General features: G+C 67.7%; 18 protein-coding genes, 1 other RNA gene and 1 pseudogene. 8 read left to right on the top strand and 12 right to left on the bottom strand.

Going from position 1 to position 23327, the window contains the following annotated elements; genetic code table 11:
• Positions 1-23: 23 nt before the first annotated feature.
• The 10 genes from rsmH to dapF all read right to left on the bottom strand — a co-directional run bounded on the left by rsmH (position 24) and on the right by dapF (position 10586).
• On the bottom strand, positions 24-953 hold the full coding sequence (gene rsmH / locus ACF8NF_RS08280) for a 16S rRNA (cytosine(1402)-N(4))-methyltransferase RsmH (protein WP_016448037.1): 930 nt from the start codon (positions 951-953) through the stop codon (positions 24-26).
• Between the two features lie 15 nt (positions 954-968).
• The gene (mraZ, locus tag ACF8NF_RS08275; RefSeq protein WP_026062826.1) at positions 969-1397 is read right to left on the bottom strand and encodes a division/cell wall cluster transcriptional repressor MraZ; all 429 of its coding nucleotides are present in this window, start codon (positions 1395-1397) and stop codon (positions 969-971) included.
• A 370-nt stretch (positions 1398-1767) separates the two neighbouring features.
• Positions 1768-3087, bottom strand: a complete 1320-nt coding sequence (gene hslU, locus ACF8NF_RS08270; protein WP_193616008.1) for an ATP-dependent protease ATPase subunit HslU — start codon at positions 3085-3087, stop codon at positions 1768-1770.
• A gap of 105 nt (positions 3088-3192) precedes the next feature.
• Positions 3193-3738 carry an ATP-dependent protease subunit HslV gene (gene hslV / locus ACF8NF_RS08265; protein WP_392450427.1) on the bottom strand — a complete coding sequence of 182 codons (546 nt, stop codon included), beginning with the start codon at positions 3736-3738 and terminating at the stop codon, positions 3193-3195.
• 69 nt (positions 3739-3807) lie between these two features.
• On the bottom strand, positions 3808-5592 hold the full coding sequence (locus ACF8NF_RS08260; RefSeq protein ID WP_392450425.1) for an STAS domain-containing protein: 1785 nt from the start codon (positions 5590-5592) through the stop codon (positions 3808-3810).
• A gap of 45 nt (positions 5593-5637) precedes the next feature.
• Positions 5638-6132: an RNA polymerase-binding protein DksA gene (dksA, locus tag ACF8NF_RS08255; protein WP_016448042.1), complete on the bottom strand. Its 495-nt coding sequence runs from the start codon at positions 6130-6132 to the stop codon at positions 5638-5640.
• Positions 6133-6662: 530 nt separating this feature from the next.
• Complete coding sequence (locus tag ACF8NF_RS08250; protein WP_016448043.1) at positions 6663-7778, bottom strand: GTP-binding protein; 1116 nt, start codon at positions 7776-7778, stop codon at positions 6663-6665.
• A 134-nt stretch (positions 7779-7912) separates the two neighbouring features.
• Positions 7913-9001, bottom strand: coding sequence for a tyrosine recombinase XerC (locus ACF8NF_RS08245; protein ID WP_392450423.1), 1089 nt, complete (start codon positions 8999-9001; stop codon positions 7913-7915).
• 14 nt (positions 9002-9015) lie between these two features.
• Positions 9016-9729: a DUF484 family protein gene (locus ACF8NF_RS08240; RefSeq protein ID WP_016448045.1), complete on the bottom strand. Its 714-nt coding sequence runs from the start codon at positions 9727-9729 to the stop codon at positions 9016-9018.
• Positions 9726-10586, bottom strand: coding sequence for a diaminopimelate epimerase (gene dapF, locus ACF8NF_RS08235; protein WP_016448046.1), 861 nt, complete (start codon positions 10584-10586; stop codon positions 9726-9728). Before dapF ends, ACF8NF_RS08240 begins: the two co-directional genes overlap by 4 nt.
• 127 nt (positions 10587-10713) lie before the next feature.
• On the opposite strand from dapF, the gene ACF8NF_RS08230 reads away from it, so the two are divergent.
• The 4 genes and pseudogenes from ACF8NF_RS08230 (at position 10714) to ACF8NF_RS08215 (ending at position 17213) form a co-directional block, all read left to right on the top strand.
• Positions 10714-12384 (top strand): MBL fold metallo-hydrolase, encoded by a 1671-nt coding sequence (locus ACF8NF_RS08230; RefSeq protein ID WP_034366279.1) that lies wholly within the window; start codon positions 10714-10716, stop codon positions 12382-12384.
• A 53-nt stretch (positions 12385-12437) separates the two neighbouring features.
• Entirely contained in the window at positions 12438-13181 is a 744-nt protein-coding gene (locus ACF8NF_RS08225) for a pseudouridine synthase (RefSeq protein WP_012203381.1), read from the top strand.
• Between the two features lie 95 nt (positions 13182-13276).
• A complete protein-coding gene (locus tag ACF8NF_RS08220) occupies positions 13277-14584 on the top strand; it encodes a sigma-70 family RNA polymerase sigma factor (RefSeq protein ID WP_392450420.1) in 1308 nt (435 codons plus the stop codon).
• Between the two features lie 154 nt (positions 14585-14738).
• Positions 14739-17213: pseudogene (locus ACF8NF_RS08215) on the top strand (TonB-dependent siderophore receptor).
• A gap of 44 nt (positions 17214-17257) precedes the next feature.
• Here the strand turns inward: ACF8NF_RS08215 and rnpB are convergent.
• Both rnpB and ACF8NF_RS08205 read right to left on the bottom strand, forming a co-directional pair.
• Positions 17258-17683: RNase P RNA component class A (rnpB, locus tag ACF8NF_RS08210), an RNA gene on the bottom strand.
• 56 nt (positions 17684-17739) lie between these two features.
• A complete protein-coding gene (locus tag ACF8NF_RS08205) occupies positions 17740-18534 on the bottom strand; it encodes a helix-turn-helix domain-containing protein (protein ID WP_016453123.1) in 795 nt (264 codons plus the stop codon).
• A gap of 96 nt (positions 18535-18630) precedes the next feature.
• On the opposite strand from ACF8NF_RS08205, the gene ACF8NF_RS08200 reads away from it, so the two are divergent.
• The 4 genes from ACF8NF_RS08200 (at position 18631) to ACF8NF_RS08185 (ending at position 23318) form a co-directional block, all read left to right on the top strand.
• On the top strand, positions 18631-19530 hold the full coding sequence (locus ACF8NF_RS08200) for a DMT family transporter (RefSeq protein WP_046241200.1): 900 nt from the start codon (positions 18631-18633) through the stop codon (positions 19528-19530).
• A gap of 258 nt (positions 19531-19788) precedes the next feature.
• Positions 19789-21114 carry an MFS transporter gene (locus tag ACF8NF_RS08195; protein WP_392450419.1) on the top strand — a complete coding sequence of 442 codons (1326 nt, stop codon included), beginning with the start codon at positions 19789-19791 and terminating at the stop codon, positions 21112-21114.
• A gap of 105 nt (positions 21115-21219) precedes the next feature.
• Entirely contained in the window at positions 21220-21897 is a 678-nt protein-coding gene (locus ACF8NF_RS08190) for a DUF2848 domain-containing protein (protein WP_043822013.1), read from the top strand.
• 50 nt (positions 21898-21947) lie between these two features.
• Positions 21948-23318 (top strand): amidase, encoded by a 1371-nt coding sequence (locus tag ACF8NF_RS08185; protein ID WP_392450417.1) that lies wholly within the window; start codon positions 21948-21950, stop codon positions 23316-23318.
• Positions 23319-23327: the final 9 nt, after the last annotated feature.

Raw genomic sequence — 23327 nt, 5'->3', positions numbered from 1 at the left:
CGCCAGACGACGGTGCGTGCGCTTCATGCAGGCACCTCGGTGCGGCGGGCCACGCGCATCACGGCCGAGCGCGAACGCGCATTGGCGGCGACCTCGGCCTCGCTGGGCTTGATGCGGCCCAGGGCTTCAAGGCGCATGGGTGTGGGCGCGGCAAAGGGTGCGCGCCGGTCATAGACTTCCTTGGAATGCCTGGCAATGAACTGCTTGACGATGCGGTCTTCCAGCGAGTGGAAGCTGATCACCACCAGGCGCCCGCCCGGCGCGAGCACGCGCAGGCTGGCCTCTAGCGCCTGTTCGAGTTCTTCAAGCTCGGCATTGATGAAAATCCGAAGAGCCTGGAATGTGCGTGTCGCTGGGTTCTGCCCAGCCTCGCGGGTCCGGACCGCGCCAGCCACGAGCTCGGCAAGCTCCGCGGTATTGCGAAGGGGCCCCTGGCTTTCGCGCCGAGCAACAATCGCCTTTGCAATGGGGCCAGCAAACCGTTCTTCGCCGTAGTCACGTATCACCTCCGCAATCTGCTGGGCATCGGCTTCCGCCAGCCAGTCCGCCACGCTCTGACCGCGCGTGGTGTCCATGCGCATGTCCAGCGGACCCTCGAAGCGGAAGCTGAAGCCACGCTCGGGGTTGTCGATCTGGGGAGAGCTCACCCCCAGGTCCATCAGCACGCCCTGCACGCTGCCGGCCGGCAACTCGCCCAGGTGGCGAAACCCTTCGTGCCGAATCGAAAAACGCGCATCGGTGATGCGCGCTGCCTCTTCGATCGCGTCCGGGTCCTTGTCGAACGCCAGCAAGGTCCCGCCCGGCCCTAGCCGCTGGAGGATGCGCCGGGAATGCCCGCCTCGCCCGAACGTCGCGTCCACCCATTGCCCGGCAACGGGCTGCGCGGCGCCGTCCAGCAGCGCATCGACGGCCTCGTCGAGCAAAACGGTGATGTGTTGCAACGGCTGATTCAAGAGAACGCCTCTTTCCTAGAAAGCAAAATCCTGGAAGGCCGCAGGCATCTCTTCCTGCATGGCCTTCGCTTCATGTGCCTCATAAGTGGCCTTGTCCCACAGCTCGAAATGGTTGCCCATGCCCAGCAGCACGACCTCCTTGGTCAGACCCACGGCGTCGCGCAACTCGGGCGACACCAGCACACGGCCGGTGGCATCCATGTCCACGTCCATGGCGTTGCCCAGGAAGATGCGCTTCCACCACTGCGCCGACATGGGCAGCTGCGCGATCCGCTCGCGGAACTGCAGCCACTCCGTGCGCGGGAACAGCATCAGGCAACCATGGGGGTGTTTGGTGAGGGTGACCTGGCCCTGCGCCATGGCCAAGAGGGCGTCACGATGCCGGGTCGGCACAGACAGCCGCCCCTTGCCATCGAGATTCAGCGAGGACGCCCCTTGAAACACGGTCAGTCACCCCGGTCGGTTGGAGCCATCGCGTCCCGGAAATCGGGGCACAAAGGCAACTTTCACCACTTAATTGCACTTTTTTGCACTGTAGCAGCAATTTGGTGTTTCACAACCCGGGAATGGACAATTATTTGCAATGAAATCAACAACTTAGAGATCGAATGCAATGTGAGTGATGACAAAAACCCGAGACTTTACAAGCACTTAGGGGAGTGATTGCAAGTGAACTCTCAATCCCGGCAGGCAATTGCAACGATTCAATTCGCTGGCGACCGGGTGCAACTCGGGCCGGCCTCCTACAAAAAGTGACTGCCCGGCAATGCGGGCAGTCACTTCGATGGCGGCCGCTCGGCCGCCGGGGCAGGCTTCAGAGGATGAAGCGAGACAGGTCTTCGTCCTGGCTCAGGGACTGCAGGCGCTGGTCCACGTAGGCCGCGTCGATGGTGACGGTCTGCCCCGAAAGCTTGGCCGCATCGAAGCTGACCTCGTCCAGCAGCCGCTCGAGCACGGTGGACAGGCGGCGCGCGCCGATGTTCTCGGTGCGCTCGTTGACCTCGAAGGCGATGCCGGCCAGCCGGGTGATGCCTTCGGGCGTGAACTCCAGCGTGACGCCTTCGGTGGCCAGCAGCGCCTGGTACTGCTTGACCAGGGAGGCATGGGTCTGGGTGAGGATGGCTTCGAAGTCCTGGACCGACAGCGACTCCAGCTCCACGCGGATCGGAAAGCGGCCCTGCAGCTCGGGGATGAGGTCGCTGGGCTTGGACAGGTGGAAGGCGCCCGAGGCGATGAACAGGATGTGGTCGGTCTTGACCACGCCGTACTTGGTGGAGACGCTGGTGCCCTCGACCAGGGGCAGCAGGTCGCGCTGCACGCCCTGGCGCGAAATGTCGGAGCCGCTGCTTTCCTGGCGCGTGGCGACCTTGTCGATCTCGTCGATGAAGACGATGCCGTTTTGCTCCGCATTGGCAATGGCGCGCGTGCGCACGTCTTCCTCGTTGACGAGCTTGGCCGCTTCCTCGTCGGTCAGCAGCTTCATGGCCTCGGCAATGCGCAGCTTGCGCGTCTTGCGCTTTTCCTGGCCCATGTGGCTGAACATGCCGCGCAGCTGCTCGGCCATCTCCTCCATGCCCTGCGGGCCCATGATCTGCACCTGAGGCGGCGCGTCGGCCACGTCGATATCGATTTCCTTGTCGTCGAGCTGGCCTTCGCGCAGCTTCTTGCGAAAGACCTGGCGAGCCGTGCTGTCGGCAGCCACCTCGCCGCTGCGGGCCTGGGGCACGAGCACGTCGAGGATGCGGTCCTCTGCAGCGTCTTCGGCGCGCAGGCGCAGCTTCTTCATGTCGGCCTCGCGCGTCTGCTTGACGGCGACCTCGGCCAGATCGCGGATGATGGCGTCCACGTCCTTGCCCACGTAGCCCACTTCGGTGAACTTGGTGGCCTCGACCTTGATGAAGGGCGCATCGGCCAGCCGCGCCAGGCGGCGCGCGATCTCGGTCTTGCCCACGCCGGTGGGGCCGATCATGAGGATGTTCTTGGGCGTGATTTCCTGGCGCAGGCCGTCGGCCACGTTCTGGCGGCGCCAGCGGTTGCGCAAAGCGATGGCCACGGCGCGCTTGGCACCGGTCTGGCCGACGATGTGGCGGTCCAGTTCGGAGACGATCTCCTGGGGGGTCATGGCAGAGGACATGGTGTGTATTCGAAGCATTGCGCCGCCAGCCCCGCTTCCGTTACCTGGCCGCTGGCGGCTATCCGTTTCAATGGCCGGGCGAGAACCGCCCGCGCCGCGAGGGTCTCAGAGCGTCTCGACCGTGTGATGCATGTTGGTGTAGATGCACAGCTCGCCGGCAATCGCCAGCGACTTGCGCACGATCTCCTCGGCCGACAGCTCGGTGTTGGTCAGCAGCGCCTTGGCCGCCGAGTGCGCGTAGGCGCCACCCGATCCGATGGCCACGATGCCCTGCTCGGGCTCCAGCACATCGCCGTTGCCGGTGATGATCAGCGAGGCCGATTCATCGGCCACGGCCAGCATGGCCTCCAGCCGGCGCAGCACGCGGTCGGTGCGCCAGTCCTTGGTCAGCTCGATGGCCGCGCGCGTCAGATGGCCCTGGTGCTTTTCCAGCTTGGCCTCGAAGCGCTCGAACAGCGTGAAGGCGTCGGCCGTGGCGCCGGCAAAGCCGGCCAGCACCTTGCCGTGGTAGAGCTTGCGCACCTTGCGCGCCGTACCCTTGACGACGATGTTGCCCAATGTGACCTGGCCATCGCCACCGATGGCGACCTGCACGCCTTCGGGGGTCTGCCGGCGCACGCTGATGATGGTGGTGCCGTGATACTGTTCCATAGCGGTGCCAGATGAGGGCGGCTCCCGCCTTCTCAAGAGCCCCTCCAAAGAATGCCGCCGCTCGGCAGGTCAGTCCCGTCTCGGCGTTACCTGCGCATGCTCCTGGATGCCGATCACATTGAAGAATACGGCCACCAGCTGGTGCAGCTGACCGAACTGCAGCACATGGCCCAGCGACTGCATGTGGGCCGCCCAGTTGAGCACGGAGCCGGCCGCCGCAAAGTCCATGCGCACCAGCTGGGTGCAGTCGATGAACACCGGCTCGCCCAGGCTGGCGCCTTCCTGCACCGGGTCCAGCCAGGTGGAGGCATCGCCTTCGATGGTGCCGGACAGCGCAAATCGCACGGCATCCGCCGGGGCGGCAGCGCCCGGCTGCACAGGGGCTTGTGCACCGCCGGACTCGACGGCTTGCGTCAGGCACTGGCAGACCGGGTCCACCCATGCAGGTGGCGAGACTTCGTAGGTCACGCAGTAGTCCAGGGCCACCAGCTCGAAATCATCCTGCCGGTTCATCAGGCGCAGCACGGCCATGCGCAGGCGCCACCACAGCGTATCCACAGCGGAGTCGCCCGACGGAGCCAGCTCACCCAGCAGCGCCTGCAGCCGGTCCGCGTTGAGCAGCACGAATACGCCCTGGGAATCGGCCCATTGCTGCAGCAGCGCCTCCAAGGCGGTGGCTGCCGCCTCGTCGATGTGGGTCACGGCAGCCCAGTCCAGGGTCCAGGGACCGGCGGCCTTGGCCTGGGAGGCCTTCAGCGCCGTGACGGCGCTGGGCGTGACCTGGGCAGGAGCGCTCCAGCGCCAGCCGCGCCCTGCCGCTGCGCCGGGAAGGGGCGCCATCGCGGCGGTGCGCTGCTGCGGCATCGCGAACCACTGGGGAGCGGAGCGGCCGAAGCGCGCCGCGAATTCAATGCCGGCCTTGTCGAACTGCAGCGGGCGATCGGCCGCGCGGTACAGGTCCAGCAAGGCCAGCCAGACCGGCAGTTGCGCAGGCACATCGCGCCGCTCGATCAGCTCCAGCATGCCCTGCTCGGCGCCGTCCACGTCGCCATTGGCAAAGAGGATGGCCGGCTCTTCGAGGTCGGGATCGTGCTCGAACACCACGAAGGATGGCGGCACCATGTCCATGGGCTGCGGGGCAGAGACCTCGGTGGCCGCGAAGGCGGGCAGAAAATCGGTGGCCCCTTCCAATGGCCGCAGAGGGCGGGCCATGGGCATGGAATCCATGAGGGGAGCCGTGGAGACGGACGGCACCTGCGGCGCAGGTGCCAGGCTCATGGGCAAGGTGGTGGCAAAGGCCGCCACGTCGCCGGCCGAGGCGATGGCCGCAGGCACCACGTCGCTGAGCATGGGAATCTGGCCCGGCGGCGGCTGCTTGCGAAACGACGCCGGCGCGGGGTTGCCGCCAGCGGGCAGCGCCATGGGAATGGTGGTTGCATCGGCCGCCTGCTTGCCCCGCCACCATTGCTGGGACATCTGGGCCTCGATCTCGTCGATCTTCTTGAGCGTGACGGCGCGCTCGCCGGAGGATTTGGAGCTCAGCAGGCTGCTGAGGAATTGCGAGCCCTGCGCAGCCGGTCCGGGCACGCCGACACCGACAGATGCGCTGCCCGGCCGGGAGGCCTGTTGCAACTCGGCCTGGCGCAGGCGGCGCAGCTGGTCGAACTCGCGCTTGCGCACGAAATCGTTGCGGCGCTTGCGCTCGATCATTTCCTTGAGCGCCTGCTTGCTGTACTGGCTCTCCTGGTCAGCGTCGAGGCCGTCGAGATCGGACCAATTGACCGTCGGGTGGCGCACAAAGCGCACCACCTTGGACAACAACCCTCCCGATTTGCTGCTCTCTTCTTTTGCCATGGCGAATCAGATTAGCACCACCGTTCCGAAGGCCGTTGCCGCAACTCAATCTCCGTACATCTTCTGCTTGAGCTCGCGTCGCTGCTGGGCTTCCAGCGACAGCGTGGCCGTGGGACGGGCCAGCAGGCGGCCCACGCCGATGGGCTCGCCGGTTTCGTCGCAGTAGCCGTAGTCGCCTGCGTCGATGCGTGCAATGGATTGCTCGATCTTCTTGAGCAGCTTGCGCTCGCGGTCGCGGGTGCGCAGTTCCAGCGCGTGCTCTTCCTCGATGGTGGCGCGGTCGGCCGGATCGGGAACCACCACGGTGTCCTCGCGCAGGTTTTCTGCCGTCTCGCCCGCGTTGGTGTGCATGTCGTGCTTGAGAGTGAGCAGCTTCAGGCGGAAAAACGCCATCTGCTTCTCATTCATGTAGTCGTCATCGGACATGGCCAGCACTTCGGCATCCGTCAGCTCCTCCGCCGACTTGGTCTTCCAGGCATTGGCCAGCTTGGGGTCTCGTTTCGTCGATCCCGACGAAGGCGTTTGCGTAGTGGTAGGCATAGTGTTGGTTTCGCTAACTTAGTCCGAGCCGGGGGCATCGGACGGGGCCATGGATGGTACTGTCAATCGAGGCGCCCGGGTCGAATGCCATGTAGGACAGCCGATCGCCGCAGTTGCGGAACCTGCCGGCTTCCCCTTGCGGCGGGGTGCGGCAATCCAGGCCGTGCGGCGGCCGTGCGTGCAAAGAGCCCTTTTCCAGCCGGCGCGGGAGGCCAGGTCGACGACGCCGACCGCAGTGCGGACCGCGGCCTTCTGGCTTGCAGCCGGGGCCTGGGCGGCCACTGACGGCTTCTTGCTGGATTCGGCGCTCACTTGCTGTCTCCTCACGGTATGGGCGACCCCTGCGGGGCAGTCCATTGGGCTTGGGGGCTCTCTTCAGGGGCGCGATTGTATCGATGCTCTACAGGAGCGCAAGCCGTTGCACATACCCCACATGAAAGCAGAGGAACCGCCTGCAGATGCGGGCGGCTCCTGCGTCAATCAGATGTCAGCAAAAACCATGTGATTCCTCACAAAAGTTCACAGACGGCTCAGACCAGGCACTGCTCCAGGCCCTGCAGGAAGATGTCCTGGGGCAGGTCGATGCCGATGAAGACCATCTTGCTCTGGCGCTTTTCGTCTTCGGCCCATTGCGGTCCCAGGTCGCTGCCCATGAGCTGGTGCACCCCCTGGAAGATGACCTTGCGCTCCGTGCCCTGCATGTTCAGCACGCCCTTGTAGCGCAGCATGCGCGGGCCATAGATGTTGACGATGGCGCCCAGGAAGTCCTCCAGGCGGGCAGGGTCGAACGCGCGGTCGGCACGGTAGACGAAGCTCTTGACGTCGTCATCGTGGTGATGGTGGTGAGGATGATTGCAGTGTTCGCCGTGCTCGTGATCATGGGCGTGGCTGTGGGCGTGGTCGTGCCCGCAGTTCTCGTCATGCTCGTGGTCATGGCTGCAGTGCTCGCCATGCTCGTGCTTGTGATCATGGCCGTGGTCGTGATCGTCTTCCTTGAGGAAGTCGGGATCGATGTCCAGCTTGGCATTGAGGTTGAAGCCACGCAGGTCGAAGACTTCGTTCAGGGGCACTTCGCCGAAATGCACGGCGCGGATGGGCGCGCGCGGGTTCATGTGCTTGAGGCGGTGGATGAGCGCGTTCTTCTCGTCCTCGCTGACCAGGTCGGTCTTGGACAGGAAGAGCTGGTCGGCAAAGCCGACCTGGCGGCGCGCTTCCTGGCGGTCGTCCAGCTGCTGGTTGGCGTGCTTGGCGTCGACCAGGGTCAGGATGGAGTCGATGAGATAGGTCTCGGCGATCTCGTCGTCCATGAAGAAGGTCTGGGCGACGGGACCGGGATCGGCCAGGCCCGTGGTCTCGATCACGATGCGGTCGAACTCCACCAGGCCCTTGCGGCGCTTGGAGGCCAGCAGCTGCAGGGTCTCGCGCAGGTCTTCGCGGATGGTGCAGCAGATGCAGCCGTTGCTCATCTGCAGGATCTGCTCCTTGGACTCCGTCTTGAGAATGTCGGTGTCGATGTTTTCTTCGCCGAACTCGTTCTCGATCACGGCGATCTTCATGCCGTGGGACTCGCTGAGCACGCGCTTGAGCAGCGTGGTCTTGCCCGAGCCCAGGAAGCCGGTAAGGATGGTGACGGGAATCAGTGCCATGGGATTGCTTTCAGAAAATTCAGCAAAGGGAAGCGGCAAGGCCCGTCCACCATGGACGGGCCTTGTCGAAAAGACGTTCCGAATAAGTTTAGCGAGCCTGTCAAGTGCTGTTTTGCCAGAGGGCTTGGCCTTTTTTATTCGAGGTTGTCCTTTTCAGGGGTTTCGCCGATTTCGCCGACTTGCCTGCTGTCGCCGCTCTTGCGGCGCGCGCGCGGGTGGGCGCTCTCGTAGGCCTGGGCCAGATGCTGGAAATCCAGGCGCGTGTAAATCTGCGTGGTCGAGATGCTGGCGTGGCCCAGCAGCTCCTGCACGGCGCGCAGATCGCCACTGGACTGCAGCATGTGGCTGGCGAACGAATGCCGCAGCACATGGGGATGGACACCGGCCGACAGGCCGGACTGCTGCCCGCGCTGGCGCAGCCGCGCCCAGACCGACTGCGCGCCCAGGCGCTCGCCGCGCCGGCCGATGAAAAGGGCGGGTTCGTGCTGCGCAGCCTGCGCGGCCGCCCCCGCAAGACCCGTTTCCCGAAGGGCCAGCCAGCGCTGCAGCGCCTGCAGCGCGGCCGCTCCCACGGGCACGGTGCGGCGCTTGCCGCCCTTGCCCTGCACGTGGGCGTCGGCGGACTGCAGGTCTATCCAGCCACGGCCCTGGCGCTGCGTGTCCTGGCCGGGCGCCACGTCCAGCCCCACCAGCTCGCCCACGCGCAGGCCGCAGCTGTACAGCAATTCGGTGATGGCGGCGTCGCGCGCCTCGATCCAGGGGTCGGCATCGGCGTTGCTGAAGGCGGCCAGCTGCACGGCGTCATCCACGCCCAATGCCTTGGGCAGGGGTTTGGGTGCCTTGGGGCCGCGCACGCCCTCCACAGGATTGAAAGGCACCAGCGACTGCTGGGCCGCCCAGCGGAAGAAGCTGCGCCAGCCGGACAGGATGAGCGCAATGCCGCGCGGGCTGCGGCCCCGGGAATGCATCCGGGCCACGAAGCGGCGGATGTGGGCGGGCTGCAGCGCCAGCAGTTCCTGGCCGGCGTCGCGGGCCATGGCGCACAGCCGGGCCATGTCCAGCGCATAGAGCTCGCAGGTGCGGTCGGCCAGGCGCTTTTGCACGCGCACATGCTCCAGATAGGCATGGACGGCGGAGGGGAGCAGCGCCAGGTCCTCCGCCTCCAGATCCTCTGCCGGAAGGCCGCCTTCCGGGAGCCCGTCCCTGTCCGATGCCCCCGGCATGGGCTTTCAGCCGATCAGCCGCGCGCCAGGGTCAGCGCCACGGGCCGCATGCGCGAGAGGGCCGCGCTGGCCAGGGCCGCGATGCGCGAGAGGAATTCCGTGCCCATGGTGGCCTCGAAGCGCAGCGGATCGGGCGAGCCCAGGACCAGCATGCCGAAGGCATGGGCCGGGTTGCCGGGGTCGCCATCGTGCAGGGTGAGCAGGGCCAGGGACTGGGCCGCGTCGGGATCGACCAGCCAGCCGCCGGGCTCGAAGCCCATGTTGGGGCCGCAAAACGGCATGGTCAGCGAGGCAGCGAAGGACTTGGCATCGTCGCTGACGCCCATGGTGTAGATGCTGCTGGTCTGCGCGCCGGAGACGTTCCACAGGCGCAGGGCCACCTGGGGCACCTCGAAGACATGCTGCAGGCTGGCCGTCAGCGCATGGGGCAGTTCGCGCAGGTCCTGGACCTTGGCCAGGGCGCAGCTCCAGGCGTGCAGCTTGTCGGCGATGGAGGCGTTCTCGCTGCTGTGCCGCATCATGTCCATGATGCGGTGCTCCAGGCCCTTGATCTTCTCGCGCAGCATCTCGGCCTGGCGTTCCTGCAGGCTTACGGTGCGCGGGCTGTGGCTGCTGACCAGCTGCACGCGCGCGAGCATCTCGGCGTGGCGCTCGAAGAATTCCGGATGGTTCAGCAGGTAGTCGGCAATCGTCTCTTCGGTGACGGCGATATCGGTAGTGCTGTTCATGGCTGGTCGGGAACCTCGATCTGTCCTTCAAAAACAAACTCTGCGGGGCCGGTCATGCGCACTGCGCCGCCGTCCCACTCGATGGTCAGCCGGCCGCCGCGGGTGTGCACATCGACGCGCGCGTCGAGCAGCCCCCAGCGGATGCCGGCCACCACGGCCGCGCAGGCGCCCGTGCCGCAGGCCAGCGTCTCGCCGGCACCGCGCTCGTACACACGCAGCCGGATCTGGCCGCGATCGACGATCTGCATGAATCCCGCATTGACGCGCTGGGGAAAGCGCGCATGGCGCTCGATCAGCGGGCCCCAGGTGGCCACGGGCGCATGGTCCACATCGTCCACCAGCTGCACCGCATGCGGGTTGCCCATGGAAACGGGGGCGATCCAGACCGTGGCCTCGTCGCCCAGCTGCAGAGGCCATTGCTGCGCCGCACCCAGCGGGCGGGGAACCAGGCCTGCACCATCGAAGGGCACCAGGGCGGGCTCCAGCACGGGCTGGCCCATGTCCACGGTGACGCGGCCATCGGCATGCAGCTCGGGGGCGATGAGGCCGGCCAGCGTCTGCACGCGGATGACGGACTTGTCCGTCAGTCCCTTGTCGTGCACATAGCGGGCAAAGCAGCGCGCGCCGTTGCCGCACTGCTCGACCTCGCCGCCGTCGGCGTTGTGGATCACGTATTCGAAGTCGATGCCTTCGGCGGGCGAGGGCCGCACCGTGAGGATCTGGTCGGCGCCCACGCCGAATTGGCGGTGGGCCAGAAAGCGGTACTGGGCTGCGCTCAGGCCCAGCGGGCCGGCGGTTTCGTCAAGGACCACGAAATCGTTGCCAGCGCCCTGCATCTTGGTAAAGCGGATCTGCATCCCGCGATTATCCCCTGCACGGCAGCCTCATGGCGCAATCCGGGGCATGCCCTGGCGCAGAGCGCCATCCAGCTGCCTGCGTCTCCGGCGCAACAGCACGATGCAGGTCCATCCGCATAATGCCCCCATGACCCGCCCCAGCCAGCTCCTGCACCCCCAGCGCCAGCCCGTAGACACGCTCAAGGCCTCCACCGTTTTGCTGATGCGCGACCGCGCCGATGGCAGCGGACTGGAAGTGCTCATGACAAGGCGCTCGCCCAAGGCCAGCTTCGTGCCCAGCGCCTATGTCTTCCCGGGCGGCGGCATCGAGGCCCAGGACTCTGCCGACGCCGCCCATGCCTGCGCCAGCACCCGCCCCGCCCAGGCCGGCGACCGCCTGCGCGTCACCCAGGCCATCGCCGGCCTGCGCGAGACTTTCGAGGAGCTCGGCATTTTGCTGGCCCACGATGCCCAGGGCCGACCGGTATCGGCCGCCGAGCTGGCCACGCTGGACCGCAATGCTCCCCTGGTTCCCCAGTGCGAGGCACGCGGCCTGCGCCTGGCCGTGGATGCGCTGTGGTACCTGGCCCACTGGACGGCCGACCGCGACCTGCCCCGGCGCTTCGATGTGCCCTTCTTCGTGGCGCGCATGCCCGAAGGCCAGGAGCCTGACGCCGACGGATCGGAACAGTTCGAGCCCATCTGGGTGAGCCCCCAGCAGGCGCTGGAGCGCCACCGCGCCGGCAGCTTTCCCATGATCTTTCCCACCATCCGCACGCTGGACCGGCTCAGCCGCTTCGCGGGCACCGATGCCGTGTTCGCCGCCCTGCAAGGCGAGCGGCCGCTGTGGCAGTGCTGCCCGCGCACCGGCTTTCTCGATGGCAAGGAAGCCCGCCACATGGAGGACGAGGCCCCCTTCGGCGAGCTGGAAATGGTCTGCCCGGACGGCCAGATCCTGCACACGCTGGACTGGCAGAGCGAGCGCGCCGTGCCCCTGCGCAAGAACCTGCTGCGCCTGACGGCCCCCAACCCCGGCGTGATGACCGGCCCCGGCACCAACAGCTATCTGGTGGGCGATGCCGCCACGGGCTACATCTGCATCGATCCCGGCCCGGCCGACGCCGCCCATGTGCAGCGCCTGTTCGAGGCGGCCGGCGGCGACATACGCCACATCCTGTGCACCCACTCCCATGCCGACCATTCGCCGGGCGCTGCCCTGCTGCAGGCGCTGGCGGTGCAGGCCGGCAAGCCACGCCCGGCCATCGGCGGCCTGCCTTCGGCACCCACGGCCCGGCCGGCCAGCCGCTTCACGCCAGACCACGTGCTGGCAGATGGCCAGCGCATCGCCGTGCAGGATGCGCAAGGCACCGTCACCCACACGCTGCAGGCCGTGTTCACGCCGGGCCATGCGGCCAACCACGTGTGCTTTCTGCTGGAGGAAGATGCCCTGCTGTTCAGCGGCGACCACATCCTCAACGGCAGCACCACCATCATCGATCCGCCCGACGGCAACATGCGCGAGTACATCGATTCGCTGGACAGGCTGGACGCGCTGTGCGCCGCGCACGATGCGCGCTTCATCCTGCCGGCCCATGGCTATGTGCTGGGCTTTGCGCGCCAGGCGATCGCCAAGCTGAAGGCCCACCGGCTGGCGCGCGAGGCCAAGGTGCTGGCCGCCATGCAAAGACAGCCCGACGGCAGCGTGCAGGACTGGGTGCGGCTGGCCTATGACGACGCCCCGCCGCAGCTGTGGCCGATTGCCGAGCGCTCGCTGCTGGCGCATGTGGAGCGCATCCGTGCGCTGTGCGGGCGGCAATGACCGGCAATGACCGACGACGCGCGCGGGGCCTGGTATCTGGTTAAGCTGCGCGCATGTCTGAATCTGAAAGCGTTCGCCTGGCCAAGCGCCTGGCCGAACAGGAACAATGCTCGCGCCGCGAGGCCGAGCTGCATATCACCGCCGGCAACGTCCAGGTGGACGGCAAGGTCGTGCAACTGCCCGAGACGCGCGTGCGCCCCGAGCAGCAGGTCACGCTGCGCAGCGGCGCCCAGCCCGAGGCCGTGCCGCCCGTCACCCTGCTGATGAACAAGCCTGCGGGCTATACCCAGGGCCGGCCCTATGGCCGGGTGCGCAGCGCCCACTCCCTGCTGGGCGAAGCCAGCATGGCCCAGGTGGACACGCCCATGCCGCTGCTGGTGCTGGCCCAGCACTTCAAGAACCTGGAATCCTTCCTGCCCCTGCCGCTGCCGGCCAGCGGCCTCATCGTCTACACCCAGGACAAGCGTGTGGCGCGCAAGCTGGGCGAGGAAGGCATGTGGCTGGAGCAGGAATGCATCGTCGGCGTCGAGGGCCAGATCCACGAGGACGGCCTGGAGCTGATGAAGGCCGGCCTGCCGATCGGCAAGCGCCAGCTGCCGCCCTGCCGCGTGAGCTGGCAGAACGAGAACCACCTGCGCTTTGCGCTCAAGGGCATCGCCCCCGACGAGATCGACGCCATGTGCACCGAAGTGGGCCTGCGCGTGGTCAGCCTGCGCCGCCTGCGCATTGGCCGCCTCTCTCTGGCCAAGGTGCCCGAAGGCCAGTGGCGCTACCTGATGCCCTGGGAGCGGTTCTAGGCCGGCATTGCCGGGTGCGCGGCGGGTAGCACATTCGGCAAATGAGAATCATTTCATAAAATGCGGGATTCCCGTGCTGCCTTCGGGCCTCCCGCATGCCTGCGCCCGCCTCTTCCTCTTCCCTGCTGAGCACCTTCCAGGACAGCTACCACGAGCTGGTGCGCTTCGTGGCGCGCCGCGCCGGCCCGCAGGCCGCGCGTGACCTGGTGCATGACGCCTGGATACGCCTGGCCGAACGCCAGCGCGGCGAAAGCGATGCGCCCGCCGCGCCGGACAGTCCGCCAGGCGCCAGCCGCGCCTATCTCTACGCGGTGATGGAGAACATCGCCATCGACCACCTGCGCCATGGCCAGCGCACGGCCGAGCGCTTTGACACCAGCGCGAGGGAAGGCGAGCCGCCCTCCCCCCTCAGTCCCGATGTGGCCGACACCCATTCCTACCGCCAGGCCCTGGCCGGGGTCGAAGGCGCCCTGGCGCAGTTGCCGGCGCGCTGCCGCGACATCTTCCTGGCCGACCGCATCGAGGACGCCTCGCATGCCGAGCTGGCCGAGCGCCACGGCGTCTCGGTCAAAACCGTGGAACGCGAAGTCATGCGCGCCATGGACAGCGTGGAAGCCTCGCTGCGCCGCTGGCGCGGAGACATCGCCGCACCCGCACCACGCACGGGCCGCCGCCGCGCCCTGTCCACCCTGCTGGGGATGGCGGGCCTGGGTGTCGGCAGCCCGGCGATCTGGCTGGCCTGGCGCCAGTGGATGCCGCAGTACCAGGTGCGGCTGGCCACGGCCACCGGCCGCCTGCTGAACCAGCCCCTGCCCGACGGCAGCACCCTGACGCTGGACGCCGCCAGCCGCACCGAGGTGGATTTCTACGCCACGCGCCGCCAGGTGCGGCTGCTGGCCGGCAGCGCCTTCTTCGCCGTGGCGCGCGACACGGAACGGCCCTTCGTGGTCCAGGCGGCGGACGTACAGGTCAGCGTGCTGGGCACGCGCTTCGAGGTGGCGCTGGAGGACGATGCGGTGCTGGTCGCCGTCGATGCGGGCCGCGTGCAGGTGCGCGACGGCAGCGGCGCCCGGCATGCACTGGGCGCAGGCCAGATGCTGCGCCTGGCGCCAGGCCAGACGGCCGCCGTGCAAACGGTTGCGGCAGTGGCCGCCTGGCGCGAGGGCTGGCTGGACTTCCAGAACACGCCGCTGGCCGAGGTTGCCCGCCGCCTGGAGCGCTACAGCCTGCAGCCACTGCGCGTGGAGCCCGACGCCGCCGCCCTGCCCGTGCTGGGGCGCGTGCGCATTGCGGCGGCCCAGGGCTGGCTGCGCATGCTCCCGCGCACCCTGCCGGTCAGCGTGCAGGAAGAGGAACAGGGCCCGGGAACCGGGCGCACCCTGGTCATCCGCCGCCGCAGCTGATGCGCTGATGCGCCCATGGCCCCGGAATGCACGGCGCATGCGCACCAGGCGTGAGGGAATGTCTGCGCCCGTTCGTATAGGCATGAGGACCCGGGAACGCGACGCATTCGCAGCCCGGGAATCGCCATTGCCCAGATCCGCCACGGGACCTTCCATGTCTTCATTCCCCTCCAAGCCTTCCCGCCTTGCCCGCCACCATGCCGTTGCCGCGGCCATCGCGCTGCTGGCCGTGCAGCTTTCTCCAGCCGCGCTGGCCCAGGCAGCACCGGCCCCGGCCACGGCCGCCAGCACCGACTTCCACATTCCCGCCCAGCCGCTAGACCAGGCGCTGGCCCAACTGGCCCGCCAGGCCGGCCTGCAGCTGCTGGCCGCGCCCGAACTGGTGCAGGGCCGCCGTGCGCCCGCTGTGGAAGGGCGCCTGAGCACCGCCGCCGCCGTGGCCCGGCTGCTGCGCGGCAGCGGGCTGGAAGGCCATGTGAGCCAGGGCACGCTGGTGGTGGAAAAGCCCGCCGGCACCGTGGCCCTGCCCGAAGTCACGGTGTCCGCCGTGGGCGAGACCACGACCACCGAGGGCTCGGGCTCCTACACCACGGGGCTGATGAGCACCTCGACCAAGCTGCCGCTGTCCATCCGCGAGACGCCCCAGTCCCTCACCGTGGTCACGCGCCAGAAGATGGACGACCAGGGCATGCTGTCCATCGACGACGTGGCCAACAGCGCCACCGGCATCACCATCAACCGCTGGAGCGACGACCGGGCGCGCTACTTCTCGCGCGGGTTCGTGATCGGTTCGTTCCTGCAGGACGGCGTGCCCGTCTCGTATGAAACCGACACCTCCATCTACGACACCATGGCCATGTAAGACCACGTGGAAGTGGTGCGCGGCCCCACGGGGCTGATGACGGGCGTGGGCGACCCTTCGGGCACGATCAACTTCGTGCGCAAGCGCGCGCCGCGCACCACCCAGCGCTCGGTCACCCTGCGCGGCGGCAGCTGGAACCAGGCCGTGGGCGAGGTCGATGTGGGCGGCGCCCTCAACGAGGACGGTTCGGCGCGCGGGCGTGTGGTGGCCTCGGCCCAGTCGCGCGACCACTTCATCGATGGCTATAGCAGCCGCCGCCAGCTGCTGTACGGCACCGCCGAGTTCGACCTGGGGCGCGACACCACGCTGAGCGTGGGCGGCTCCTATGTGAACGAAGACAACCCCGGCTCGCAATGGATGGGCGTGCCCATGGGCTTCGATGGCTCCTTCCTCGACATTGCGCGATCCAGGCGTTTCTCGCCCTCCTGGAGCAAATGGGACAAGAAGGAGGTCAGCCTGTTCGCCGACCTGGAGCACCGCTTCGACAACGGCTGGAAGGCCAGGCTGGCCGCGCGCGCCCTGCAGGCCCAGTCCGCGCTGGACGGCGCCTACCTGGTCTCGGGCGGCCTGGACGACCAGGGCCGCACGCGCTACGACGTGGCCGGCGGCCTCTACGACTACGACAAGCGCCAGCTCAGCCTCGATGCCTCGGCCCAGGGCCCCGTGCGCCTGTTCGGCCGCGAGCATGACCTGGCCTTCGGCCTCAGCCGCCGCACCATCCGCTGGAGCGACCAGGGCTACAGCTACCTGTCGCCCACGGGGGAATGGCTGATCGCCAATGGCGTCGATCCCTATACCTGGAACCCCGACTCGCTGGACCGCTCCGGCCTGCTGGCCGAAGACCTGTGGACGCGCCGCCAGAAGACCACGCTCACCTCGGCCTATGCCACGGGCCGCTTCCTGCTGGCCGAGCCGCTGAACCTGATCGCCGGCGCGCGCCTGGACTGGTACGACTTCACCAACGTCCAGCGCCAGGGCAGCTGGAGCCGGGAGCGCGAATTCAGCGAGAAAGCCCATGCCACGCCCTATGCGGCGCTGACCTATGACATCAGCAAGACCTACTCGGCCTATGCCAGCTACACCAGCATCTTCCGGCCGCAGGATTTTCTGGATGTCTCGGGCAGCATGCTGGCGCCGGTGGAGGGCCGCAACTTCGAGCTGGGCCTCAAGGGCAGCTACCTGGACGAGCGCGTGAACCTGGCCGTTGCCGTGTTCAACACCACGCAGGACAACCTGCCCCAGGCCATCGCGGACATCAACTCCTGCACGGTGAAGACCAATTGCTACCGCTCCGTCGGCAAGGTCAGGAGCAAGGGGCTGGACGTGGACATCAGCGGCGAGATCCTGCCGCGCCTGAACGCCGGCCTTGGCTATACCTTCACCCAGGCCGAGATCGCCAGCGACAGCACCGAAGGCGCCAAGGGCGCGCCCTATGCCAGCTACACGCCGCGCCACCAGCTCAAGCTGTCGGCCATGTACCACCTGGGCGGCGAGCTGGGCGCATGGCGCGTGGGCGGCGGCCTGCGCTACCAGAGCCGCACCACGTCCGAGTCGCTGACCAGCGCCGAGGGCTATGCAATCCGCCAGCCCGCCCATGCCGTGGCCGACCTGGTCATCGGCTATCGGGTGAACCGGCAGCTGGACCTGCAGATGAACATCAGCAACCTGTTCGACCGCCGCTATTTCGAGACCCTGGGCACGAACAACGGCGGCAACTATTTCGGCGTGCCGCGCAGGCTGCTGCTGACGGCCAAATACCAGTTCTGAATCGCCCATGAAAATGCCCCGCCGGTGGCGGGGCATGGAAGAAAGTGTGAAGCGCGCCGATAAGCCGGATTCTGTGCACGCGGTTGCCCGCATGTGACCGCCATTAATCTGGGCCGGGCGTCGCCGCCCGGCTCGGTGCTACCTACCCGCACACTCCGGGGGCCCCGTCAACGTGTGCCTACTTGGTATTGCTGCGCGTAGAGATTGCCCGTTTCACCTTGGACGGTTCCCGTCCAAGGTGGCTGTGGGTTCCATGCTTGCGCATGGACCGTATGGCTTGCGCCATCCGGTTCGGCTTTCGCCGACCCACAGAACACCCGGGGGGAATTGTTCCGTCCAAACTCGTCTCTGTTGCTCTGATCCTCACCTCACGGTGGACAGCCGTTAGCTGCTACGCTGCCCTGTGCAGTCCGGACGTTCCTCCAGTGCCGTGTTTCCACGATTGCACCAGCGGCGGTCTGGCGTGCTTCACGGGCGGCATTATCTCGCGGCTTGGGCCGGGCTGCAGGCAGATGGCGCAACAGCCTCACGGCGGCATGCAGAACTCGCGGCGGAATTGTTCGGGTGAGGTGCCGGCCTCGCGCTGGAACATGGCGATGAAGGCCGAGGGCGTGCTGTAGCCCAGGTCATAGGCGATCTGCTGCACGCTCAGGCCGGCCTCCAGCGCATCGATGGCCAGCAGGTAGCGCATGCGCTGGCGCCATTCGCCCAGGCCCATGCCCAGCTCGCGCTGGCAGTGGCGCGCCAGGGTGCGCTCGGTCATGTGCACGCTGGCGGCCCATTGGGCCAGGCTGCGGTGGTCCTCGGGCGCAGCGCGCATGCGGGTCAGCACTTCGACCAGGGCCGGGTGTTCGGCGGCCGGCAGATAGCCGGGCTCCACGGGAACGGCCCGCAACTGGTCGTAGAGCACACGGGCCAGGCGCAGGTCGGCGTCGGTGGCGGGAATGTGCACGTCGCGCACGGCAAAGTCGGCCAGGATGGCCTTGACGATGGCGCCGATGCGCATGGAGCACGGCTGCGCCGGCAGCTCCCTGCACAACGCAGGCGCCAGGTAGACCGAGCGGTAGACCACGGCGTGCGCCACATGGCAGCTGTGCACCACGCCGGGCGGCACCCAGACGCCGTACTGCGGCGGCGAGACCCAGCGCTGGCCTGCCGTGTCCATGCACATGCTGCCGTGGGGCGTGTAGTTCAGGTGACCCCAGCTGTGGCTGTGCGGCGGCACCTCGGTGTCGGCGCCGAATTCGTCGTAGCGGAAGTAGTACTCGCCCGGCACATCCTCGACGTTCTGGATGCGCATGGGCTTGCTGGGACGGGGCATGGCGGATGGTCCGGGTTGCGCTATCGATTGTCCGAAACCAGGGATGCACTCCAAGTCGGACAGAACGATCATAGGACCAGTCTTAGGAGTCTTCCAATGGGGTCTTACCTTTTCCCTTTGATCGCCGTGCTCATCTGGTCGGTCAATACCGTGGTCAGCAAGATGGCGGCCGACAGCATCGGCGCGGCCGAGATCGGTTTCTACCGCTGGCTGGTGGCGGCCGTGCTGTTCACGCCTTTCCTGCTGCCGTCCATCTGGCGCCAGCGCGCCGACATCCGGCCGCTGCTTCCGCGCCTCATCGTGCTGGGAATGCTGGGCATGGTGATCTACCAGAGCCTGGCCTATTACGCGGCCCATATGACATCGGCCACGCACATGGGCCTGATCGGCTCGCTCACGCCCATGATGGTGCTGGGCCTGTCCACCGCCATGCTGGGCCAGGCGCTGAGCCGGGGCGCCGTGCTGGGCTGCGTGCTGGCGATTGCGGGCGTGGCCCTGGTGGTGTCTTCGGGGCAGCCTGCCACCTTGCTCACCCAGGGCCTCAATGGCGGTGACGCGCTGATGTTCGTGGCCATGCTGGCCTATGCCGTCTACAACATCCTGCTCAAGCGCTGGCCCATGCCGCGCCTGGCCACGGTGCAACTGCTGTACCTGCAGATCCTGGTGGCCGTGATCGCGCAGCTGCCGCTGTTCCTGATGGCGCCGCGCACGGGGCTGAACGCGGCCAACCTGCCGCTGGTGGGCTTTGCGGGCATCATGGCCTCCATCGCCGCGCCGCTGCTGTGGATGATGTCGGTGGCGCGCATCGGGCCGGGCCGCTCCAGCATGTTCTTCAACCTGGTGCCCATCTTCACGGCCGTGATCGCCTTCATGGCATTGGGCGAGCCCCTGGCGGCCTACCACGCCGTGGGCGGCGTGCTGACCATCGGCGGCCTGCTGCTGGCCGAGCTGTGGAAGCAGCCCTTGCGTGCGCCGCGTGCCGCCGCCACCGCCTGAAAAAATCAGGGTTTTCCCGAGCACAAATGGTGCACGCATGCCGCATGCCGGTGCGGCGCCCGCACCATTGCTGCCCATAAGAATTTGCATTCAGGCCTGCTCATAATTTCTTGTTGGACAGCCCTGTCCTGCCTTTCGATACTGCCGCCAAAGGAACCGCTGCAAGCGCCAGACGCCTGAGGTTCCCACGACACACGGGCCCGGTCCCAGCGGCCTGGCCCGTGTGCCCGCTGCACTTTCGAAGACAGGAGACACCCCATGAGCAGCCCGGCATCCGCCGCACATCCCCTCGCACAGAGCACAGGCGCCGGCGAGGCCGCGTCCCTCGACATGGACGCCACCTACCGCAAGATCGCCTGGCGCCTGATCCCTTTTCTGGTCCTGCTCTTCATCCTGGCCTGGATAGACCGCGTCAACGTCGGTTTCGCCAAGCTGCAGATGCTGGACGACCTGCAGTTCAGCGAGGCCATCTACGGCCTGGGCGCAGGCATCTTCTTCATCGGCTACTTCCTGTTCGAAGTGCCCAGCAACCTGCTGCTGGAGAAGATCGGCGCACGCAAGACGCTGGCGCGCATCACCATCCTGTGGGGCGCGGCCTCCATGGCCATGGCCTACGTGACCACGCCCACCATGTTCTACGTGCTGCGCTTCGTGCTGGGCGTGGTGGAGGCCGGCTTCTTCCCCGGCGTGGTGCTGTACCTGACCTACTGGTTCCCGGCCCGCCACCGGGCGCGCGTCAACGGCCTGTTCATGACCTCGTTCGCCATTGCAGGCGCCGTGGGCGGCCCGATTGCGGGCGCCATCATGAATGGCATGCAGGGCGTGGGCCATCTGTCCAACTGGCAGTGGCTGTTCATCCTGGAAGGCATTCCCTCGGTGATCGCCGGCTTCTTCGTGCTGCTGTACCTGCCCGAAAAGCCCGCCAACGCCAGGTGGCTGAGCGCGGCCGAGCAGCGCGCCGTGACCGCCGCAGTGGAGGCAGAGAACCAGGGCGGCCACAAGCATGTGTCCTTCCTGGATGCCTGCCGCAACTACCGCGTGTGGCTGTGCGCCGCCGTGTATTTCTGCATCGTCAGCGGCAACGCCACCATCGCGTTCTGGTCGCCGTCCATCATCAAGGAGATCGGCATCCAGAACACGCTGCAGATCGGCCTGATCTCGGCCATTCCCTTCCTGGCCGGCACGCTGGCCATGGTCTGGAACGGCATGCATTCGGACAAGACCGGCGAGCGCCGCATGCACTGCGCCCTGTCCGCGCTGATCGCAGCGGCGGGCCTGATCCTCACGGGCCTGTTCCTGCACAACGCCGTGCTCGCCCTGTGCGCGCTGACGCTGGCCTCCATCGGCATCCTCGCGGCCTTTCCCGTGTTCTGGTCGATTCCTGCCGCCTTCCTGGCCGGCACGGCGGCGGCCGGCGGCATTGCACTGATCAACTCCATCGGCAACCTGGCCGGCTTCGTGGTGCCCTACATGATCGGCGCGCTCAAGACCAGCACGGGATCGCTGTCCTCGGGCCTGTACTTCGTGGCAGCCCTCGAATTCCTGGCGGCCTTCCTGGTCGTGCTCTTCGTCAGGAAGCAGTGAGGCCTGCGCGTGCGGTGCCGCTCCACGCCCTCCGCACGCCACAGCCTGACTTCCGCGTTTTCTCACCGGGGCCCGCGGCCCCGAATTCCCCCTGGATCGCCTGCCATGCAACTGCAGTTCACCACCCCCGAAGGCCAGACCTTCGCCCCTGAATTCGACACCCTCATCGTCGCCGGCTGGGCCGGCCGCGACCGCGAGGCCATCGAGCACCACATCGAGGAGCTGGCCGCCATCGGCATCCCGCGCCCCAGCGCCGTGCCGCTGTACTACCGCATCTCCAGCAACCAGCTGAGCCAGCACAGCGCGCTGCAGGTGCTGGGCCCGGACTCCTCGGGCGAGGTCGAGGTCTTCGTGTTCACGCACGAAGGCGAGATGTTCGTGAGCCTGGCCTCCGACCACACGGACCGCAAGCTGGAAGCCTACAGCGTGGCCTTTTCCAAGCAGGCCTGCGTCAAGCCCGTGGCCACCCAGGCCTGGCGCTTTGCCGACGTGGCCGGCCACTGGGATGAGCTGGTCGTGCGCTCGTGGATCGTGGAAGACGGCCGCGAGGTGCTCTACCAGGAAGGCACGCTGGCCAGCCTGCGCACGCCCCAGGACCTGATCGCAGGCTTCACGGGCGGCAAGGATCTGCTGCCCGCAGGCTGCGGCATGACCTGCGGCACGGTGGGCGCCATCGGTGGCATCCGCCCCTCGACGCAGTTCTCCATGGAGCTGTACGATCCCCGCAGCCAGCGTTCCATCCGCCACAGCTACCGCAGCGAACTGCTGGACGTCGTGGCCTGAGCCGCGACTCCGATCCGCCCACGCCCGCCTTCACCCACAGGACTTCCCACATGACCCAAGCCCTCCCCCTGCCCAGCCTGGAACTGGCATCACAGCGCCTGCATGGCGGCGAAACCACCTCGGTGCAGCTGACCGAGCAGGCCCTGGCCCGCACCATGTCGCGGGAAGGCCCCAAGGTGTTCACGCGCGTGTTCCAGGGCGCGGCCCTGGCCGAGGCCCGCGCCAGCGACGTGCTGCGTGCGGCCGGACTGGCGCGCTCGCCCATCGAGGGCCTGCCGGTCTCGGTCAAGGACCTGTTCGACATCGCCGGCTTTCCCACGCTGGGCGGCTCGCGCCTGCTGGCCGACGCACCGCCCGCGCAGCGCACGGCTGAAGTAGTGCAGCGCCTGCGCCAGGCCGGCGCCGTCATCGTGGGCACGACCAACATGACCGAGTTCGCCTACTCGGGCCTGGGCATCAACCCGCACTACGGCACGCCGCGCAATCCCTGGCAGCGTGACGAGGACGGCGGCCGCATCCCGGGTGGCTCGTCCTCGGGCGCGGCCATCTCGGTCACCGACGGCATGGCCATGGCGGCCATCGGCTCGGACACGGGCGGCTCGGTGCGCATTCCTTCGGCGCTGTGCGGGCTCACGGGCTTCAAGCCCACGGCGCGCCGCGTGAGCATGGAAGGCGTGCTGCCGCTGTCGGCCAACCTGGACTCCATCGGCCCGCTGGCCCCCAGCGTGCGCTGCTGCGCCACGCTGGATGCCATCCTCTCCGGCGAGCCGCTGGGCGAGCTGCATGCCGCGCCGCTGCAGGGCCTGCGCCTGCTGGCACCCACCAACGTGGTGCTGGACGGCATGGACGCCACCGTGGCCGCGGCCTGGGAGCGCACGCTGGCCCGGCTGTCGCAGGCGGGCGCCCACATCACCCATGCCGTGGTCGCGCCCTTCGGCGAGCTGGCCGACATCAATTCCAAGGGCGGCTTCACGGCCGCCGAGGCCTGGGCCTGGCACCGCCACCACATCGCCACGCGCCTGTCCGAGTACGACCCGCGCGTGGGCACGCGCATCCTGCGCGGCAAGGACATCAGCGCGGCCGACTACATCGACCTGCTGGCACGCCGCAGGCAGTGGATTGCCGCCGTGAGCACGCAGATGGCCGACCATGACCTGATCGTCATGCCCACCGTGCCCGTGGTCGCCCCGAAGATCGCCGACCTCACGCAGAGCGACGAGGCCTACTTCGGCGCCAACGGCCTGATCCTGCGCAACCCCACGCTGATCAACTTCCTCGACGGCTGCGCCATCTCCCTGCCCTGCCACCGCGCAGGCGAGGCACCCGTGGGCCTGAGCCTGGCCGGCCTCGGCGGGCAGGACCGGCGACTGCTGTCCGTGGCCCTGGCCGTGGAGCAGCTGCTAGCTTCGGCGCAGGGCTGATCGACCAGG

Origin of the sequence: Delftia sp. WSY_22 (assembly GCF_043104185.1) — a bacterium.
GTDB lineage: Bacteria > Pseudomonadota > Gammaproteobacteria > Burkholderiales > Burkholderiaceae_C > Comamonas > Comamonas tsuruhatensis.
This window is presented reverse-complemented; position numbering and strand designations above follow the sequence as displayed.

Excerpts from the sequence above, each read along its gene's own strand:
- hslU (WP_193616008.1), bottom strand. The coding sequence starts at position 3,087 with ATGTCCTCTGCCATGACCCCCCAGGAGATCGTCTCCGAACTGGACCGC.
- hslV (WP_392450427.1), bottom strand. The coding sequence starts at position 3,738 with ATGGAACAGTATCACGGCACCACCATCATCAGCGTGCGCCGGCAGACC.
- ACF8NF_RS08260 (WP_392450425.1), bottom strand. The coding sequence starts at position 5,592 with ATGGCAAAAGAAGAGAGCAGCAAATCGGGAGGGTTGTTGTCCAAGGTG.
- dksA (WP_016448042.1), bottom strand. The coding sequence starts at position 6,132 with ATGCCTACCACTACGCAAACGCCTTCGTCGGGATCGACGAAACGAGAC.
- ACF8NF_RS08250 (WP_016448043.1), bottom strand. The coding sequence starts at position 7,778 with ATGGCACTGATTCCCGTCACCATCCTTACCGGCTTCCTGGGCTCGGGC.
- ACF8NF_RS08245 (WP_392450423.1), bottom strand. The coding sequence starts at position 9,001 with ATGCCGGGGGCATCGGACAGGGACGGGCTCCCGGAAGGCGGCCTTCCG.
- ACF8NF_RS08240 (WP_016448045.1), bottom strand. The coding sequence starts at position 9,729 with ATGAACAGCACTACCGATATCGCCGTCACCGAAGAGACGATTGCCGAC.
- dapF (WP_016448046.1), bottom strand. The coding sequence starts at position 10,586 with ATGCAGATCCGCTTTACCAAGATGCAGGGCGCTGGCAACGATTTCGTG.
- ACF8NF_RS08230 (WP_034366279.1), top strand. The coding sequence starts at position 10,714 with ATGACCCGCCCCAGCCAGCTCCTGCACCCCCAGCGCCAGCCCGTAGAC.
- ACF8NF_RS08225 (WP_012203381.1), top strand. The coding sequence starts at position 12,438 with ATGTCTGAATCTGAAAGCGTTCGCCTGGCCAAGCGCCTGGCCGAACAG.
- ACF8NF_RS08220 (WP_392450420.1), top strand. The coding sequence starts at position 13,277 with ATGCCTGCGCCCGCCTCTTCCTCTTCCCTGCTGAGCACCTTCCAGGAC.
- ACF8NF_RS08205 (WP_016453123.1), bottom strand. The coding sequence starts at position 18,534 with ATGCCCCGTCCCAGCAAGCCCATGCGCATCCAGAACGTCGAGGATGTG.
- ACF8NF_RS08200 (WP_046241200.1), top strand. The coding sequence starts at position 18,631 with ATGGGGTCTTACCTTTTCCCTTTGATCGCCGTGCTCATCTGGTCGGTC.
- ACF8NF_RS08195 (WP_392450419.1), top strand. The coding sequence starts at position 19,789 with ATGAGCAGCCCGGCATCCGCCGCACATCCCCTCGCACAGAGCACAGGC.
- ACF8NF_RS08190 (WP_043822013.1), top strand. The coding sequence starts at position 21,220 with ATGCAACTGCAGTTCACCACCCCCGAAGGCCAGACCTTCGCCCCTGAA.
- ACF8NF_RS08185 (WP_392450417.1), top strand. The coding sequence starts at position 21,948 with ATGACCCAAGCCCTCCCCCTGCCCAGCCTGGAACTGGCATCACAGCGC.